General features: G+C 66.0%; 12 protein-coding genes. 3 read left to right on the top strand and 9 right to left on the bottom strand.

Going from position 1 to position 17,240, the window contains the following annotated elements:
* Window positions 1-71: 71 nt before the first annotated feature.
* The 7 genes from BT183_RS07535 to BT183_RS07505 all read right to left on the bottom strand — a co-directional run bounded on the left by BT183_RS07535 (window position 72) and on the right by BT183_RS07505 (window position 11,063).
* Window positions 72-950 (bottom strand): transglutaminase family protein, encoded by an 879-nt coding sequence (locus tag BT183_RS07535; RefSeq protein WP_072340477.1) that lies wholly within the window; start codon window positions 948-950, stop codon window positions 72-74.
* Window positions 951-961: 11 nt separating this feature from the next.
* Window positions 962-3,373: a circularly permuted type 2 ATP-grasp protein gene (locus BT183_RS07530; protein WP_072340474.1), complete on the bottom strand. Its 2,412-nt coding sequence runs from the start codon at window positions 3,371-3,373 to the stop codon at window positions 962-964.
* 3 nt (window positions 3,374-3,376) lie between these two features.
* A complete protein-coding gene (locus BT183_RS07525) occupies window positions 3,377-6,727 on the bottom strand; it encodes a transglutaminase family protein (protein WP_072340471.1) in 3,351 nt (1,116 codons plus the stop codon).
* A gap of 123 nt (window positions 6,728-6,850) precedes the next feature.
* A complete protein-coding gene (locus tag BT183_RS07520) occupies window positions 6,851-7,306 on the bottom strand; it encodes a TadE/TadG family type IV pilus assembly protein (RefSeq protein ID WP_072340468.1) in 456 nt (151 codons plus the stop codon).
* Window positions 7,303-7,866 carry a TadE/TadG family type IV pilus assembly protein gene (locus BT183_RS07515; RefSeq protein WP_072340465.1) on the bottom strand — a complete coding sequence of 188 codons (564 nt, stop codon included), beginning with the start codon at window positions 7,864-7,866 and terminating at the stop codon, window positions 7,303-7,305. Before BT183_RS07515 ends, BT183_RS07520 begins: the two co-directional genes overlap by 4 nt.
* Window positions 7,863-10,166, bottom strand: a complete 2,304-nt coding sequence (locus BT183_RS07510; RefSeq protein WP_072340463.1) for a pilus assembly protein TadG-related protein — start codon at window positions 10,164-10,166, stop codon at window positions 7,863-7,865. Before BT183_RS07510 ends, BT183_RS07515 begins: the two co-directional genes overlap by 4 nt.
* 99 nt (window positions 10,167-10,265) lie before the next feature.
* Window positions 10,266-11,063, bottom strand: a complete 798-nt coding sequence (locus tag BT183_RS07505) for a FadR/GntR family transcriptional regulator (protein ID WP_177282420.1) — start codon at window positions 11,061-11,063, stop codon at window positions 10,266-10,268.
* 476 nt (window positions 11,064-11,539) lie between these two features.
* Here BT183_RS07505 and chvE point away from each other — a divergent pair, with 476 nt between their 5' ends.
* The 3 genes from chvE to mmsB all read left to right on the top strand — a co-directional run bounded on the left by chvE (window position 11,540) and on the right by mmsB (window position 15,473).
* Complete coding sequence (chvE, locus tag BT183_RS07500; RefSeq protein ID WP_072340458.1) at window positions 11,540-12,610, top strand: multiple monosaccharide ABC transporter substrate-binding protein; 1,071 nt, start codon at window positions 11,540-11,542, stop codon at window positions 12,608-12,610.
* A gap of 107 nt (window positions 12,611-12,717) precedes the next feature.
* Entirely contained in the window at window positions 12,718-14,250 is a 1,533-nt protein-coding gene (gene mmsA, locus BT183_RS07495) for a multiple monosaccharide ABC transporter ATP-binding protein (protein WP_072340455.1), read from the top strand.
* Window positions 14,247-15,473 carry a multiple monosaccharide ABC transporter permease gene (gene mmsB, locus BT183_RS07490; protein ID WP_072340452.1) on the top strand — a complete coding sequence of 409 codons (1,227 nt, stop codon included), beginning with the start codon at window positions 14,247-14,249 and terminating at the stop codon, window positions 15,471-15,473. Before mmsA ends, mmsB begins: the two co-directional genes overlap by 4 nt.
* A 66-nt stretch (window positions 15,474-15,539) precedes the next feature.
* Here mmsB and sseA read toward each other — a convergent pair whose 3' ends face one another.
* Window positions 15,540-16,385 carry a 3-mercaptopyruvate sulfurtransferase gene (sseA, locus tag BT183_RS07485; protein WP_072340449.1) on the bottom strand — a complete coding sequence of 282 codons (846 nt, stop codon included), beginning with the start codon at window positions 16,383-16,385 and terminating at the stop codon, window positions 15,540-15,542.
* On the bottom strand, window positions 16,382-17,239 hold the full coding sequence (locus tag BT183_RS07480) for an ABC transporter permease (protein WP_072340447.1): 858 nt from the start codon (window positions 17,237-17,239) through the stop codon (window positions 16,382-16,384). The genes sseA and BT183_RS07480 overlap by 4 nt, the downstream gene beginning before the upstream one ends.
* Window position 17,240 lies beyond the last annotated feature (1 nt).

Raw genomic sequence — 17,240 nt, 5'->3', positions numbered from 1 at the left:
ATCATTGCGCATGGCCAAGTAACGGAGGCATCGGCTTTTTGGTTCCGGCGTCCCGGCAGCCGAAATTACAATTATTCGACGCGCACCACATCCACCGACTGCGTGGTGTCGTGCCCACCGCTGGTGCGCAGCACGCCCACGATGGGAGAGATGTCGGCATAGTCGCGGCCATAGCCGATGACGATGTGGTCGGGCCCGGCCATCATCGCGTTGGTGGGGTCGAACTCCACCCAGCCCACCGCCTTGCCGCACCAGGCGCGCACCCAGGCATGCATGGCGTCGGCGCCTTCGAGGCGCGGGCGGCCCTTAGGCGGAATGGTGCGCAGGAAGCCGCTGACATAGCCGGCCGGGATGCCGAGGCCGCGCAGGCCGGCGATCATCACATGGCTGAAATCCTGGCAGACGCCACGCCTCAGCGCAAAGGCCTCGCCGCTGAGCGTATCCACCCGCGTCGCGTGCTTGTCATAGGCGAAGTCGCGATGAATGGTGAGGCAAAGATCCATGCAGGCCGCCTGCACCGAATTGGTGCGCAAAAGGCTTTGGCGGGCATAGGCCGTGACATCGGGCGCGATCGCCACGCGCGGGGATGGCGAGAGGAAATGATGCGGCGAATCGCCTGAGAGCGACCAGAGGCGGGCGATCTCTTCCCGCAGCGCCTGGATGGGCGGGGAAAGGTCGGCGTCCGCCACCCGTTCCTCGACATTGATGCGGGCCGCGAGGCGCACGTCCAGATGCCCGTGGCGCGAGCGGTAGCAGATGGTCGAGACGGCATTGCCGAAAAAATCGACGAAGGCGCCGGTTTCGGCCGGTTCAGGATCGAAGGAGAGCGAGGCGGCGATGACGCGCTGGATGCCGGGCAGGGAGGCGGGCAGCACGCGCACATGGTGCCGGTCGCCATGCACGCTAGCGGCATAATTGTAGTGGAGGGTGAGGCGCACGTCATAGAGCATCGCAAGGCACCTCAGACGAAATAGGCATCGGCGATGAGCCCGGCGAGCCGCGAGAAATCGCCGGAAAGGCGCTTGAGGCGCGGTCCATCCATGTCTTCGGCGGTGGCGATGACGAGCTCGGTATGCAGCTCCAGCGCAGCCTTGGTCGCCGGCGAGAGAATGCCATCCTCGATGCCGCCGGGCAGGGTTTCGAGTTGGGCTTTGAGGTCGGCGACCTGGAAGATCACCGAGCGCGGATTGAGCGGGTCGAGCACCAGAAGGTCGAGATAGCTCAGCCGCCCGGCGCTGACCGAATAGCGGCGCCGATGGGTCATGACGCTGTCGCCGATCTCGAGCAGCATGTCGAGCGCGCCGTCGGGCGCGCCGGGGCGCGTCATCCATGCGGTGATGCGGGCCAGTTGCACGCCGCGTTCGAGGCGGCGCCCGATCTCGAGGAAGCGCCAGCCGGCAAACCGGTACATGTTTTCGTGCACGAGGCCGGAAAAGCCCGCGAGCTTGCGCAGCAGCACCGTCATGGCGCGCGTGGCATCGTCGCCTGATTTGACCCGGGTGGCGAAGGCATGGGCGGTCTTTTGCAGATCGTTGAGCGCCAGCCAGCCGTCGGGCGAGAAACGGTCGCGGATCTGGCTGGCCGAACGCACGGCGCTGTCGATAGCCGACAGCAGCCCCACGGGAAGCGCCTGCTTGGCATCCACCCCGAGCGGACGCAGATAGGTGCGCGTATCGGCAAGGATCGGCAGGGCCGTGTTGGAGACTTCCGCGTAGCGGGCGTTATAGGCACGCAGGATGCGGATGGTGGCCTCGACCCGCTCGGCATAGCGCCCGAGCCAGATGAGATTGTCGGCGGCGCGGCTCGGCAGCGCGCCCGCCGGGGTGCGGACGAGCTTTTCGCCATCCTGGGGCAGGAGCGTCACCTGCTCGACCGGCCGGCTCGAGACCACCCAGACGTCGGCGGCCTGTCCGCCCCGCTGCATGGCGATGGCGGCGGTGTCGAGGCCGTAGCCGACGCGGGCGAAGCCCCCCGGCATGATGGTCCAGCCCGCCTCGGTGCGGGCGGCGTAGACGCGCAGGGTGATGGGGCGGGGTTCGAGCCTGCCCGCGACATAGACCGGCGCGGTGGAGAGCCGCACCGGTTCCTGCCCGACGAAATCGCCGCCCTTGTCGCGGATGGCGGCGATGACCGCCTCGCGCTGGGCCGGATCGAAGGTTGAGCCCAGCCGCGTACCCTGTGGATCGTCGATCGCGAGGGTGGAGGACAGGGCCGGCCCGATCATCATCCGGTCGAGATGGGCGATGACGTGCTCGCGCTCCTTCTCCTGCCCGCACCACCAGGTTGCGATGGCCGGCAATTCGAGCGGTTCCCCGAGAAGGGCTCGAGAGAGGCGGGGCAGAAAGGCGGCCAGCGCCCGCGTTTCGAGAATTCCCGAACCCAGCGCGTTGACCATCGAAAGGCTGCCCTGACGCAGGGCCTCGGTGAGGCCGGGCGTGCCGATGCGGCTGTCGCTGCGCAGCTCGAGGGGATCGGCGAAGGCACCGTCGAGCCGGCGCCAGAGCACGCCCAGCGGCATGAGCCCGGAGACGGTGCGCACCATCACCTGACCATCCTCCACCACCAGATCCTCGCCTTCGAGCAGCATGAAGCCCAGATAGCGCGCGATATAGGCGTGCTCGAAATAGGTCTCGTTGTGCTGGCCGGGCGTGAGGATGCCGACGCGCCCATCGCGCCCGCGCGCCTGAGCATTGAGGGTGTCGCGGAAGGCGCGGAAGAAGCCGGCGAGTCGGTGCACATTCATCTGCCCGTAGATGTCGGGCAGGGCGCGGGTGGTGGCGACGCGGTTCTCGAGCGCGAAACCAGCCCCGGACGGGGCCTGGGTGCGATCGCCCAGCACCCACCAGCCGCCATTGGGACCGCGCCCAAGCTCGAATGCGCAGAAATGCAAGAAATGCCCGCTGACCGGCTTGATGCCGACCATAGGGCGCAGGAATTCGCTGTTGCGCGCAATGAGCTCGGGCGGCAGCAGGCCCTGCGAGACGAGCTTGCCCTCGCCATAGATGTCGGCGAGGATCTTTTCGAGCAGTTCGACGCGCTGGGTCAGCCCATGGCTGATCAGCATCCACTCGCTCTCGTCGATCAGGAGCGGCACATGCGCGAGAGGCCAGGCCCGCTCATTGGTCTCGGCGCCGTCATATTTGCGATAAAACACGCCGGCATCGCGCAGATACTGCTCGGCGCGCTCGAAGCGCTGCGGCAGCTCGGCCGGGCCCAACCGGTCGAACGCCGTCATGAGGGTGGACCAGCCCGGCCTTATGTTGCCGGCCGGGTCGATCATCTCATCGGGCACGCCCTCGAGCAGCTGATAGCCGGTGATGAGGCTCGGGCCCGCGACGGGCCGCGGCGTCCTGCGCTGATTCCGCTTTTCCATGGCTCATGCGTGGCGTGGTGGCCGCCTCAGGTCAAGCGTCAGCGGAAACTCCTCCGACGGGATTTCGGGGATGAGGCGATAGTCGCCGGGCGAATGGCCCGATGCGATGAAGCGGGCGAGGCGGCGCGCTTCGGCTTCGTTGCCATTGACGGGGAAGGTTTCGTAATTGCGCCCGCCCGGATGGGCGACGTGATAGGTGCAGCCCCCGACGGCCCGGCCCGTCCAGCGATCATAGACATCGAACACCAGCGGTGCGTTGACCGGCAGTTTCGGATGCATGCCCGAGGCCGGTTGCCAGGCCTTGAAGCGGACGCCCGCCACCGCGCTGCCAGCGTCGCCGGTTGGCCGCAGGGGCACGGGCCGCCGGTTGCAGGCGATGGCGTAGCGCGAGGGATCGGCCGCTTCGAGACGGACCTGCAGCCGCTCGACCGAGGAATCGACGAACCGCACCGTGCCCCCGATAGCGCCCTGTTCGCCCATGACGTTCCAGGGCTCGAGCGCCTGGCGCAGTTCGAGCCGGAAATCGGGCCCCGCGATTTCGCCGCAAAAAGGAAAGCGGAATTCGAGCTGGGCCGCGAACCATTCGGGCTCGAAGGCAAAGCCATGGGCGGAAAGATCGCCCAGCACGTCGAGGAAATCGCGCCAGACGAAATGGGGCAGCATGAAGCGATCATGCAGGGTGGTGCCCCAGCGGGTGAAGCCGCCATCGAGCGGGTCATTCCAGAAGCGCAGCAGCAGCGCGCGCACCAGCAATTGCTGGGCAAGGTTCATGCGGGCATCGGGCGGCATCTCGAAGCCGCGGAATTCAACCAGCCCAAGCCGGCCGGTCGGGCCATCGGGGGAAAAGAGCTTGTCGATGCAGATCTCGGACCGGTGCGTGTTGCCGGTGACATCGACGAGCAGGTTGCGGAACAGCCGGTCGACCAGCCACGGCACGGGTGCCTCGCCCTTGTCGGGATGGGGCACTTGCGCCAGCGCGATCTCGAGTTCGTACAGGCTGTCGTGCCGGGCCTCGTCGATGCGCGGCGCCTGGCTTGTCGGCCCGATGAAGAGGCCCGAGAATAGGTAAGACAGCGAGGGATGGCGCTGCCAGTGCAGCACGAGGGATTTGAGCAGGTCGGGCCGGCGCAGGAACGGACTATCGGCAGGCTTTGCCCCGCCCACCACCACATGATTGCCGCCGCCCGTTCCGGTGTGGCGGCCATCGATCATGAACTTGTCGGCCCCGAGCCGCGACTGGCGCGCCTCCTCATAGACCGCGGTGGTGGTGGCCACGCAATCCTCCCAGCGCGAGGCCGGGTGAATGTTGACCTCGATCACGCCCGGGTCTGGCGCCACGCGGATGACATTGAGGCGCGGATCGTGCGGCGGCGCATAGCCTTCGAGCTGGATGGGCAGGCCGATCTCGGTGGCGGCGGCCTCAGCGGCGGCAACGAGTTCGACATAGTCCTCGAGCGCCGCGACGGGGGGCAGGAAGACGCAGAGATGGCCGTCGCGCACTTCACTGGTGATGGCGGTGCGCACCGATCCGTCGATTTCCTCGAGCACCTGCTCGTTGATGGTCTGCGCCTCGGTGCCGTCAGCGGTAAAGCTCGCCTGCGGCTGGGCACGGCCCACGCGGACCTCGACGGGCTGGGCGAGGATCGCCTCGATCTCGGGCAGGGGCGCGGTGGGCACGAAGGGATCGACCGGCACCACATGCGGATAGGCATTGGGGGGCAGGTGCTTGAGCGAGGCCAGCGGCAGGCGGTAGCCGGCTGGCGAATCGCCGGCGGCAAGGAAAAGCTTGCCGCGCCGGGTCTTCCATTTCTCGCTCATCCAGCGATGGCCGGGCCGGGCTTCGGCATTCCAGCGCTGGATGGGCAGCACATAGCCGGTGGGCGTATCGAGCCCGCGATCGAAGACCCGCGCCATGCGGGCCCGGGCCTCGGGATCGGCAAGACGGGGATCGGAGGGGTCGACATTGTCGGGCAGCCGCGCCTCCTTGACCAGCCAGTCGGCCGGGTCCTCATAGGCGGCATCGATGGTGTCCCCGCCCACGCCGAGCTGGCGGGCGATGGCAAAGAGCAGCTTTTCGGCATCCGCCGGCGTGGCGCCGGTATCGGCATCTTCCTCGGCGATGAGGTCGGCCTTGCGCCAGAGCGGCTTGCCGTCGGCGCGCCAGTAAAGCGAGAAGGTCCAGCGCGGCAGGGTCTCGCCCGGATACCACTTGCCCTGGCCGTAATGGATGAGCCCGCCGGGGGCGAACCGGTCGCGCAGGCGGCGGATCAGGCTGTCGGCGAGGGCGCGCTTGGCCGGGCCCACCGCATCGGCGTTCCATTCGGGGCTTTCGAAATCGTCGATGGACACGAAGGTCGGCTCGCCGCCCATGGTGAGCCGCATGTCGGCGGCTTCAAGCCCGGCATCGACGGCCTTGCCCAAGGCATCGAGCCTGGCCCAGCTCTCGTCCGAAAAGGGCTTGGTGATGCGCGGATGCTCGGCGACGCGGGTGACCTTCATGTCGAAGGCGAAATCGACTTCGGCGTAGCTGGCAAAGCCGGCGATCGGCGCGGCATTGCGGTAATGCGGGGTTGCCGCCAAGGGCACATGGCTTTCCCCGGTCAAGAGGCCCGAGGTGGGATCGAGCCCGATCCACCCGGCGCCGGGCAGGTAGACCTCGCACCAGGCATGCAGGTCGGTGAAATCCCTGTCGGTGCCGACCGGGCCGTCCAGCGCCTGAAGGTCGGGCTTGAGCTGGATCAGATAGCCCGAAACGAAGCGCGCGGCAAAGCCGAGATGGCGCAGCGCCTGCACCAGCAGCCAGCTCGAATCCCGGCAACTGCCCTGGCCGCGCCCCAGCGTCTCTTCGGGCGTGTACACACCCGGCTCCATGCGAACGATATAACCGATGCGCTGCTGGAGCGACGCGTTGAGGCCGGTCACGAAGGTGACGGTGTTTTTCGGGCTGCGGTCGATTTGCGCAAGAAAAGCCGAAAGCTGCGGGCCGGCCGGCTCGGCCTGGCGATAGATCGATAGGTCCTCGCGCAGATCCTCGGAATACTCGAAGGGCCAGGTCTCGGCGCTTTCTTCGACGAAGAAGTCGAAGGGGTTGTAGACCGACATGTCGGCGATGAGGTCGACTTCGATCTTGAGCTCGCGCACCGGCTCGGGGAAGACGAAGCGGGCAAGGAAATTGCCGTAAGGGTCCTGTTGGTAATTGACGAAGTGCTTTTCGGGCGAGACGCGCAGGCTATGGCTGAGCACGGGCGTGCGCGAATGCGGGGCAGGGCGCAGGCGGATGATCTGGGGTTGCAGGATGACCGGACGGTCATAGCGATAATGCGTCAGGTGGTAGACGGCGGCTTTGATCGACATGGGCGCTCGCAAGGTTCAACGACGCACGAAAGGCTTTCCCGCAATTGACCTTAGCGTGCGGTTTTGCCCTAAGCCAGCAAATGCCGGGCCGTCCTGGCAATCGCTTCTGGCCCTATCGCCTGGTCACGCGCCGCCGGCCGGAGCGGACTGGTTGGGGAAGCAGGCGCTCGATGAGAGGGCCGTGCCTTCGGCAAGCCCGACAAGCGCGGCGGGCACCGGGGTCAGGAATTCGTGGGCGATGCGGACATTGACGAAGCCGTCGACCCCGCCGCAGGTGACGTTGTCGGAGACGGTGATGTCAGTGTCGTCCAGCGCCACGAGCCAGCCCTGCGCGGTCTGGCGGATGAAGGCACGGGCCGAGGCGAGGTCGAAGTCGCCGTCGAGCGTGCAGCTCAGCGACCGCAGGGCCACGCAGCGCGCCCCGGCAATGGCGCTTTCCTGCAGGGCCTGGCGCGTCCACATCAGGCGGCCATATTCGATTGTGCCGAAAATCAGCATCAGCAGCGGCACGGCCACAAGGGCGAATTCGACGGCGCTGGCGCCGCGCTGGTCGGCTGCAAGCCGGCGCAGACGCATCATTGGGTCTGCACCATGGTCGCGACCGAGATGGTGCCGTCATCGACGATGCCGTAGCCGGCAAAGAGCGGCGTATAGTTGCGGCTGAGCGAAATGCGCACGAACTTGCCTGCCATCCCCCCGCTCGCACAGGGGCTGCCGCAGGTCTGCGCCGCCCCCCAGGTCAGGTTCTGCGCCGTGCCGGTGGGGCAGTAGCAGGCATCGGCATTGGCGATGGTGCCGCTCGGGGCGGGCAGCCCGGTCTCGACCACGAGGCGGGCGCCATTGTTGACGTCGACGTCGCTGTCCGCCCACATCGCGCCGGCCCGCGCGTTGATGACCGCGGCGATGCGGGTGGCAAGATTGGCGCCGTTTTCCGAGCTGACATCGGCGGCATTGACCAGGGCATAGTTGGCGCCGGCCGCCATGGCACCATCGAGCTCGAAGCGCTGGTAGAGGATCGTGCCGAGCTCGAGCACGCCCACGAGGATCAGGGCAAGCACCGGCAGCACGAGCGCGAACTCGACCGCCGAGACCCCCGATGCGTCGCGACGAAACCCGCGGCGCAGTCTTGGCCTGATCATTGGATGAGCCGCGGCCTGAGGACGACTACCGGCTCGCTGCCGCCTGTCCCGGTGCCCGAGCCCCCACCGCCGAGATCGCCGCCCACCCGGCATTCGGACGCGGCGGACGTGCCGCCCGACAGCGAAATCCACGTGGCGATCATCTGCATGCAGGTGGCTCCGCCCGACGCGCCGGCGCCGCCGGTCATCTGGATCGGCCCGTTGGGGTAGTAGAACGCGCCCGAGAACTTGCCCCCGGAGGCCCCTTCCTTGAACGTGGCGCCCGAGGAGTTGCTGGTCGACTGCGGCCCGACGATGACGAGATCGGTGAAGCTGCCGGTCGAGGGTGCCGAGAGGATGATGTTGCTGTAGCCGGCGCCGACGCAGAAGGACTGGTTGGCGCAGGTGCCCGTCGTCGGCACGCCCGCCCCATCGATCACGAGGGTGACGGCATCGCCGCGCACGCTGATGGTCTGCCCCTTGCAGGTGGCGCTGCCGCCATTGCTGGCGCCCATCCAGAAATAGCCGGTGACGGTGTAGGTGCCGTTGCCCAGCCAGATGGCGCCTGCGGCGGTGAAATTGCCCTTGATGTCGTGGTCGGTCGCTGCGCCGATGACGAGGCAGGAGCCGCCGCCGCCGCCATCGATATTGCCCGCCATCTGGAAGACGCCCGTGGTGGCGTCGCCCATCAGCAGCTTCGAGCCGCCGCCGATCTTGATGGCAGCGCCAAGGCTTGCCGCCCCGAACCGATAGCTGTTGCCATCGGCGGCCCCCATGTTGAGCGTGACGCCGCCCGACAGATAGACGCCGGCGGTCAGCTGGAAATTGGCCGACGCGCCGAAGGTGATCGTCGTGCCCTTCTGGCAGATGCTGACCGTGCCGGCATCCCAGTTGCAAGAGGCGGATGTGGCCCCCACCTGCACGCTCGTGGCGTTGGGAACCGACAGCGCGGCCGAGCCGTCGGTCAGAAGGCCCTGGCGCAGGGTCAGCGACGTTGCCGCCACGCTCGCGCTGACACTCCCGGTCACCGACATGAGCCCGCCCACATGGATCGAGCTCGAATTGATCGTGGCCGTCCCGTAGCTTGTGAGCCCGAAATTGCCGCCCACCTTGAGCGCGCCGGCCGGCAATGTGGTCGATGATCCCGAATGGGTGAAGTTGCCGAGGAAGTTCAGCGTCCCGCCCTGGAAGGTCACGGTGGAATTGTTCGTGAAGGCGCCGCCGAAATTGTAGGTGCCCGGCCCGAAGGTCCAGGTCTGGCCGCCGGCCACCGAGACGGCGCCGGAGATGTTGTAGGTCGAGGTGCCGCTGCCGCTGGTGGCGAAATTGAGGTTGATGCCGCCGCCGGTCGTGACGTTGGAGAAATTATAGGTCCCGCCATTGGGGCAGGTCAGCGTCCAGGTGTTGCCCGATTTCGCCGCCGTGCAGCCCAGCGCGATGGCCTGTGCCTTGGTGGAATTGTCGTTGTAGGCGAAGTCGATGGCCTTGCCGCCCGAGGGCGTGGTGGCGAAGCTGGGTGCGGCGGGCGCGGCCGGAGCCGTCAGCGCCGAAACCGAGGACATGCGACCAACCGCTGCGGCAATCGTGGCGTTGCCGGCCAGCGGATCCGCGGTTTCGCCCTTCTTGATGTCGCCGGCCGAGCCATCGGGCTTCTGGATGCCGCCGCAACCGACATTGGGCGAAGCGCCATTATAGGTGACCTGCAGCGCCCTGATGGTGGTGCCGCAGGGCACGGCGAGGGAATTGTTGGAGGAGACGACGCAGTCATTGGCGGTGATCGAGGTGCCGCCCGACAGCGTGATGCCGCTGCCCCCGGCGGCGAGCGCAACGATACAGCCACCGGCGCCGGCTTCTTCTTCCTCTTCGCCCGGTGTCGAGGCGGTGCCCAGTTCCGTGAAGGCGCCGGCCGCTGCCCCCACTTCGGGGCCGGTGCCCAGAACCTGCGCGAGGATCAGCGGATGGGAGGTGTTGATCTCGACACGCACGGCATTGGCGCCCTCGGTGCGCGGCGAGCCCACGAGAACGGCCGAAACGGCGGCCGGATCCACCCCGTTGAGCGACGCTATGCGCCGGGCGGCCTCAAGCATCTCTTCTTCCGAAGAGTTCTCGATATAGGCCAGCGCACCGGCATAGGATGCGAGGTCGGCAACCCGCTGGTTTTCGGCCTTGTGCAGAAGCGCGTTGCCATATTCCCCCACCAGCGCGGCGGCGCCGAGAAGGGCCGGCAGCACGATGGCGGCGACAAGCGCAACGCTGCCGGAGCGGTCGGTACCGAAACGGCTGACGAGGGCGCAGATTGCGCGCGCAGAAGAAAAACGCATCACCGGACGGGCCCATCCGTGTTCAACAAGCTCTGACAGTGAGCCGGAACGCTTAAGATTCCGTCTGTCGGTCCGAGTCAACCCAATCGATCTGCGGCGTCAAGCCTCGCCGGCTTCGCTGCGCGGCCGCTGCACGGGCAGCCTCGCCTCAAGCGCGGTGCGGATATCCTGCTCGGTTTCCTCGAGATGGGCCCGCATAGCCTCGGCTGCGGCGCGCGGATTGCCCTCGCGCACGGCCTGCAACACCGCCTCATGGGCTGCGATCACATCTGCGGGACTATGGCCGCGCACATCCTGTCCGCGCCGGCTGAGATGGAAGCTGTGGAGCAGGGGCTGGGCCATAGCCTCGAAGAGATAGCTCAGCACGCGATTGCCGCCGGCGGCCGCCAGTGCTTCGTGGAAGCCCAGATCATAGGCGTTGAAGCGGCGCTCGGCTTCGGCGGGATCGAGGCCGTCGCGTTCTGCCTCGTGAATTTCGCGCATGCCGCGCAGGGCGCCTTCGAGCGCCACGATGCCGGCGCGGCTGCACCTGCGGGCGGCGAGGGTGGCCGACTGCACTTCGAGCCCGATGCGCAATTCGATCAGGTCGAAAAGCCCGCGCGGATCGTTGCGCAGCAGGGCGGTGAGAAAATCGGTGAACGCCGATCCGTCCGGCTGGCGCACGACGGCGCGGCGGCCGCGACCCAGATCGAGCATGCCGCGGCCGGCCAGCATCTTGACCGCTTCGCGTACGGTCAGGCGGCTGACCGAAAAGCGCTGCGCCAGGTCAGCCTCGGCCGGCAGACGCTCGCCGGGGCGCAACTCGTCGAGAATCATCGCCGACAGCGCGTCTGCGACACTGGCGGCGGCCGTGCCGGACGCGCCGGGGCGCGTAGCATCGCTGGTATCGTTGGTCACGCTCGCCTCAAACATATCAGACAGGTTTTCCGACTTTGGTGCGGCTTGCCCCTGTCCGGTCCTCTCTCCCGATGCCTGACTCATAGCGCCAACGGCCCGGTTCCGGCAGCTGTGCCCCGCAAATTGGCGCGTCCTCGTCAGACAAGCAGACGAAAAGCAATGGCTCGATAACGATTGGTGATGCCGCCCAATGGCCGGCTTTACAAATATATCTGACTACTCTAGCCTTCTTCTTATGCGCTGGAGGGCGCATGGCTGCCGCCAGGCAGCCGATCCGGGAGGATATCATGGCCAGCAGAACGCATCGTTCGCCGCAAGGCAGCGCCGCGGGACAGTCGCGCATGTCGGGCACAGCCAGCATGAGCGGCCGCCTGCGAACGGCCTGAACCAACCATCCTTTCGGCACAGACGGCCGCCCCGGAAGAGGGCGGGCCCACCCTTCCATCAGCAAAGCAGGTCTTTACGGGAGGACTTCAATGACCCTATTCAAAACGTTTTTGCTCGCCGCTTCGGTGAGCGTCGCGGCACTCGCCGCGCCTGCCTATGCGCAGGACAAGGGGCTGATCGGCGTCGCCATGCCGACCCAGTCCTCGCTGCGCTGGATCTCGGACGGCAACGAGCTGACCACTGCTCTGCAGGGGATGGGCTACACCACCGACCTGCAATATGCCGAAGACGATATTCCCAACCAGCTCGCGCAGGTCGAGAACATGGTCACCAAGGGCGTCAAGGCCCTCGTGATCGCGTCGGTCGATGGCACCACGCTCAGCGCCGTGCTGCAGCAGGCTGCCGACCAGGGCATCAAGGTGTTCGCCTATGACCGCCTGATCCGCGACAGCGCCAATGTCGACTACTACACCACCTTCGACAACTTCCAGGTGGGCGTGCTCCAGGCCAATTCGCTGGTGAAGGGCCTCAAGGAGCGCTTCCCCGATACCAAGCCGTGGAATGTCGAGCTCTTTGGCGGTTCGCCGGACGATAACAACGCCTTCTTCTTCTATGATGGCGCCATGTCTGTGCTCCAGCCCATGATCGATGCCGGCGAGATCGTCATCAAGTCCGGCCAGATGGGTATGGACACGGTCGGCACCCTGCGCTGGGACGGTGCCGTCGCCCAGTCGCGCATGGACAACATCCTGTCGGCCAACTACTCGGACGGCAGCCGCGTCGATGGCGTGCTGGCTCCCTATGACGGCCTCTCGCGCGGCATCATCTCCTCGCTGCGCGGTGTGGGCTACGGCGCTGCCGACCAGGCCTGGCCCGTCATCACCGGCCAGGACGCCGAAGCCCCCTCGGTCAAGGCGATCGTAGCGGGCGAACAGTACTCGACCGTCTATAAGGACACCCGCGAACTCGCCAAGGTGACCGCCGAACTGGTCAACACCGTGCTTTCGGGCGGAACGCCGGAAGGCCTCGACACCACGACCTACAACAATGGCGTCAAGGTCGTGCCCTCGATCCTGCTCACGCCCTATGAAGTGGACGTGTCCAACTATCAGGAACTGGTGATCGACTCCGGCTATCTCAAGCCCGAAGAAATCCAGTAAGCTCCTGCAGCAGGAGTGCGGGTCCCGCCAATGGCGGGGCCCGTCCCCCGCACTTTCCCAACCAGCATCTGCCGTCCGGACGACCGGAGGGCAGGGGGATCGAGCCGATGAACCAGACCATCCTGGAGATGCGCGGCATCACCAAGACCTTCCCCGGCGTCAAGGCGCTGCAGAACGTCAATCTCGACGTGCGCGCCGGCGAAATCCACGCCATCGTGGGGGAGAACGGCGCCGGCAAATCCACCCTGATGAAAGTGCTCTCGGGCGTCTATCCGCATGGCAGCTACGAGGGCGAGATCGTCTTCGAAGGCGAGCCGTGCCGCTTCAAGGGCATCGATGACAGCGAGAAGCGCGGCATCGTCATCATCCACCAGGAGCTGGCGCTGATCCCGCTCCTCTCGATCACCGAAAACATGTTCCTCGGCAACGAGAATGCCCGGTTCGGGATCATCGACTGGGACGACAACGAGCGGCGTACACGCGAACTGCTCGCCAAGGTCGGGCTCAAGGAAGATCCGCGCACGCTCATCACCAATCTGGGCGTCGGCAAGCAGCAGCTGATCGAGATCGCCAAGGCGCTCGCCAAGCATGTGAAGCTGCTGATCCTCGACGAGCCGACCGCGAGCCTTGCCGAAAAGGACAGCGACCATCTGCTCGAGCTGCTGCTGGAGCTCAAGCGCCAGGGCGTCGCCTCGATCCTGATCTCGCACAAGCTCAACGAGGTCGGCAAGGTTGCCGACCGGATCACCGTCCTGCGCGACGGCCAGACCATCGAGACCATCGACAAGGATCAGATCAGCGAAGACCGCATCATCGCCTCGATGGTGGGCCGGCAGATGGAGGATCGCTATCCCAAGCGGACCCCGCAGATCGGCGAAGTGATCTTCGAGGTCAAGAACTGGACGGTGTTCCACCCCCAGCACCGCGAACGCAAGGTCATCAAGGGCATCAGCCTCAACGTGCGCAAGGGCGAGGTGGTCGGCATCGCCGGCCTGATGGGCGCCGGGCGCACCGAGTTCGCCATGAGCCTTTTCGGCCGCTCCTGGGGCCAGAACATCTCGGGCGAAGTGCGCCTCCATGGCAAGCCGGTCGATGTCTCGACCGTGGGCCGTGCGGTGGATCAGGGCATCGCCTATGCCACCGAGGACCGCAAGGTCTACGGGCTCAACCTCATCGACCACATTAAGCACAACACCACGCTCGCCAACCTCAAGGGCGTGTCGAGCGCCATGGTAATCGACGACCTCAAGGAACTGAAGGTCGCCAATGATTACCGCAGCAAGACCAATATTCGCTCCTCGAGCGTCTACCAGGTGACGGGCAATCTTTCGGGCGGCAACCAGCAGAAGGTGGTGCTGAGCAAATGGCTCTTCGCCGACCCGGATGTCCTCATCCTCGACGAGCCGACCCGCGGCATCGACGTGGGGGCCAAATATGAAATCTACACGATCATTCATGCGCTTGCGAACCAGGGCAAGGGCATCCTCGTCATCTCCTCGGAAATGCCCGAACTGCTCGGCATCTGCGACCGGATCTACGTGATGAACGAGGGGCAGATCGTGGGGGAGATGGCGGGCAAGGATGCCAGCCAGGAAAAGATCATGCGCGCCATCGTCAGAGCGGAGGGACTCGCCTCATGACAACCGAAACCGTTTCCGCAGGCTCAAGTCCCGCAAAAGGCTCCAGTTCAGGGTCGGGCTTCAGCTGGCAGGCCAACCTCCGGGAATATGGCCTGGTGCTGGCCCTCATCGCCATCATGGTGTTCTTCCAGTTCACCACCAATGGCGTACTGTTCAAGCCGGTCAACCTCACCAACCTGATCCTGCAGAACAGCTACATCATCATCATGGCCTTGGGCATGCTGCTGGTGATCGTGGCGGGCCATATCGATCTGTCGGTAGGCTCGGTTTCGGGCTTCGTCGGCGCCGTCGCCGCCGTGCTGATGGTGCAGATGGGCTGGAACCCGATCCTTGCCGGCATCGCCTGCCTTGCGCTTGGCGGGCTGATCGGGGCGGCCCAGGGCTACTGGATCGCCTATCACAAGATCCCGTCCTTCATCGTGACGCTGGCGGGCATGCTCGTGTTCAAGGGGCTTGCGCTCTGGGTGCTTGGCGGGCGATCGGTGGGGCCGTTCCCGGCCGAATTCCAGTTGCTCTCGGCAGGCTTCATTCCCGACGTGATCGGGCCGCTGACCATCGCGGGCACCACGCTTCACACCACCACCATGGCGATCGGCATCGTCATCGTCGTCGGCGCCCTCTATGCGTCGCTGCGCGGCCGGGCGCGGCGGGAATCCTTTGGCTACGAGGCCGAGCCCTTCGCGTTCTTTGCCACCAAGATGGGGTTGATCGCGGCGCTGGTGCTGTTTTTCACCTTCATGCTCGCCTCCTATCGCGGCCTGCCCAATGTGCTCGTGGTGATGGCGATCCTGATCGCGCTCTTTGTGTTCGTGACCAAGAAGACCACCATCGGCCGGCGTGTCTATGCCATGGGCGGCAATGCCAAGGCGGCCAAGCTTTCGGGCATCAAGACCGAGCGGCTGACCTTCTACGTCTTCACCAATATGGGCGTGCTTGCGGCGCTGGCCGGGCTGATCTTTGCGGCGCGCCTCAACACGGCGACGCCCAAGGCCGGGCAGGGCTTCGAGCTCGACGTGATTGCAGCCGTGTTCATCGGCGGCGCGTCGATGGCCGGCGGCGCCGGGCAGGTGGCGGGCGCAGTGATCGGCGCCTTCATCATGGGCGTGATGAACAACGGCATGTCGATCATGGGCGTCAATATCGATTGGCAGCAGGTGATCAAGGGCCTGGTTCTGCTCGCCGCCGTGGTGTTCGACGTCTACAACAAGAACAAGGCGGCCTGAGCCGCCTGTTCAACTGGAGCTCAAAGGGGTCGCTTGCGCTGCCCCTTTTCTTTTCCGTCCAAGCGCTCAGCCGGTTTCGACCGGCGCGTCGGGGCGGGCGCCCCATTCGGCCCATGATCCGTCATAAAGGGCGACATCTGTGGCGCCGGCGCGGCCCAGCGCCATGGCAAGGGTGGCGGCCGTAACGCCCGACCCGCAACTGGTGATGATGGGGCGCGACAGATCGAGCCCGGCTTCGGCAAAGATCGTGCGCAGCTCTTCGGCCGGCTTCATCTCGCCATCGCGCGTCAGGAGCCCGACCGGCACGCTGCGGCTGCCGGGGATATGGCCACGGCGGAGACCCGGGCGCGGTTCATCGACCTCGCCGCGGAAGCGTTCGCCGGCCCGGGCATCGACAATCTGCCGGGACCCCTTGCGACTGGCGACCAGCACGTCGTCAAATCCCGCAAGCATTTCCGGCCCGAAGTTGACAGCGAAGTGTGCTGGTGGACGGGAGACCTCGCCGGCTTCGGTTGGCCGGCCTTCGGCCTGCCATTTCGGCAGCCCGCCGGCAAGCACACGCACATCCCTCGCCCCCATGATGGCGAAGGTCCATAAGGCGCGGGCGGCGCTGAAGATGCCGACGCTGTCGTAAACAACAATGGTCATGGTGTCCGCGATGCCGAGACCTTTGCCCACCCTGGCGTCGAATGCGGTCTCGTCGCGCAGCAGCATATGGGGCAGGCCGGTGCTGCTATCGGCGATGGCATCGAGATCGAAGAACACGGCGCCGGGGATGTGGTTCGCCCGATATTCCGCGCTTGGGTCTCGACGGGCGGTGGGCAGGTGCCACGACGCATCGACGACCACGAGGTTCGGATCGCCCAGCCTTTCGGCGAGCCACTGTGTGGAAACGAAGGGCAGGTCGGTCATCGGCGGGCTCCGCGCTGGAACAAAATGACGAGCAGGGCGAGCAAGGAGGATGCCGCCATCAAGAGCAGCGACACGGCGTTGAGCACCGGGGTGGAACCCTGCTTGAGGCGATCGAACATGGTGACGGTCAGCGGCGCATCCGAACCCACCAGCATCAGCGTGGTGTTGAAGTTCTCGAAGCTCATCAGGATCGAAACGAGGCCGGCGGCCACCATCGCGGGCATGAGGTAGGGCAAGGTGACGTGGCGGATGGCCTGCCAGGGTGTCGCGCCCAGATTGAGCGCGGCTTCCTCGAGCGAGCGATCGAATTTGCGCAGGCGCGCCGAAATCACGAGCGTCGCCATGGTGGCGATGAACGAGAACTGCCCCAGCACCACCAGCGGCAGGCCGGGGCGCAGGGCGTTGATCCTGAGGCCCAACTCGCCTTGCGCGAAATTGGCGATGCGCGAGGAAAAGACGAGGATCGAAATGCCCAGGATGATGCCCGGCACCACCAGCGGCAGCAGCATCACCACATAGAGCACACTCTTGAGCGGAAACGCATAGCGCTCGAAGAGAAAAGCGTTGGTTGTGGCTACCAGCACCGCAAGCCCCGCGACCCAGACCGAGACCAGCGCCGATGTGCCGATGGCCTTGAGAATGGCGCCATCGTTGAACACTCCGATGCGCGGGGCCGCATTGCCGATGAACCAGTCGAGCGTGAAGCCCTGCCAGGGCAGGGCGGGAAAGTTGCTGTCGTTGAACGCAAAAGCCGAGACGACCGCCAGCGGCAAGGCGAGATAGAGGAAGAAGGCGCCGATATAGGCCGCATAAAGGGTGCGAAGCCAGGGGCTGGTGGGAATATGGGGCAGCATG

It is taken from the genome of Devosia enhydra (assembly GCF_900119845.1).
GTDB lineage: Bacteria > Pseudomonadota > Alphaproteobacteria > Rhizobiales > Devosiaceae > FPKU01.
This window is presented reverse-complemented; position numbering and strand designations above follow the sequence as displayed.

What these genes read in the sequence shown, in the direction of transcription:
- BT183_RS07510 (WP_072340463.1), bottom strand. Translation starts at nt 10,166, where the DNA reads ATGCGTTTTTCTTCTGCGCGCGCAATCTGCGCCCTCGTCAGCCGTTTC.
- mmsB (WP_072340452.1), top strand. Translation starts at nt 14,247, where the DNA reads ATGACAACCGAAACCGTTTCCGCAGGCTCAAGTCCCGCAAAAGGCTCC.
- sseA (WP_072340449.1), bottom strand. Translation starts at nt 16,385, where the DNA reads ATGACCGACCTGCCCTTCGTTTCCACACAGTGGCTCGCCGAAAGGCTG.
- BT183_RS07480 (WP_072340447.1), bottom strand. Translation starts at nt 17,239, where the DNA reads ATGCTGCCCCATATTCCCACCAGCCCCTGGCTTCGCACCCTTTATGCG.
- BT183_RS07520 (WP_072340468.1), bottom strand. Translation starts at nt 7,306, where the DNA reads ATGATGCGTCTGCGCCGGCTTGCAGCCGACCAGCGCGGCGCCAGCGCC.
- chvE (WP_072340458.1), top strand. Translation starts at nt 11,540, where the DNA reads ATGACCCTATTCAAAACGTTTTTGCTCGCCGCTTCGGTGAGCGTCGCG.
- mmsA (WP_072340455.1), top strand. Translation starts at nt 12,718, where the DNA reads ATGAACCAGACCATCCTGGAGATGCGCGGCATCACCAAGACCTTCCCC.
- BT183_RS07535 (WP_072340477.1), bottom strand. Translation starts at nt 950, where the DNA reads ATGCTCTATGACGTGCGCCTCACCCTCCACTACAATTATGCCGCTAGC.
- BT183_RS07515 (WP_072340465.1), bottom strand. Translation starts at nt 7,866, where the DNA reads ATGATCAGGCCAAGACTGCGCCGCGGGTTTCGTCGCGACGCATCGGGG.
- BT183_RS07525 (WP_072340471.1), bottom strand. Translation starts at nt 6,727, where the DNA reads ATGTCGATCAAAGCCGCCGTCTACCACCTGACGCATTATCGCTATGAC.
- BT183_RS07530 (WP_072340474.1), bottom strand. Translation starts at nt 3,373, where the DNA reads ATGGAAAAGCGGAATCAGCGCAGGACGCCGCGGCCCGTCGCGGGCCCG.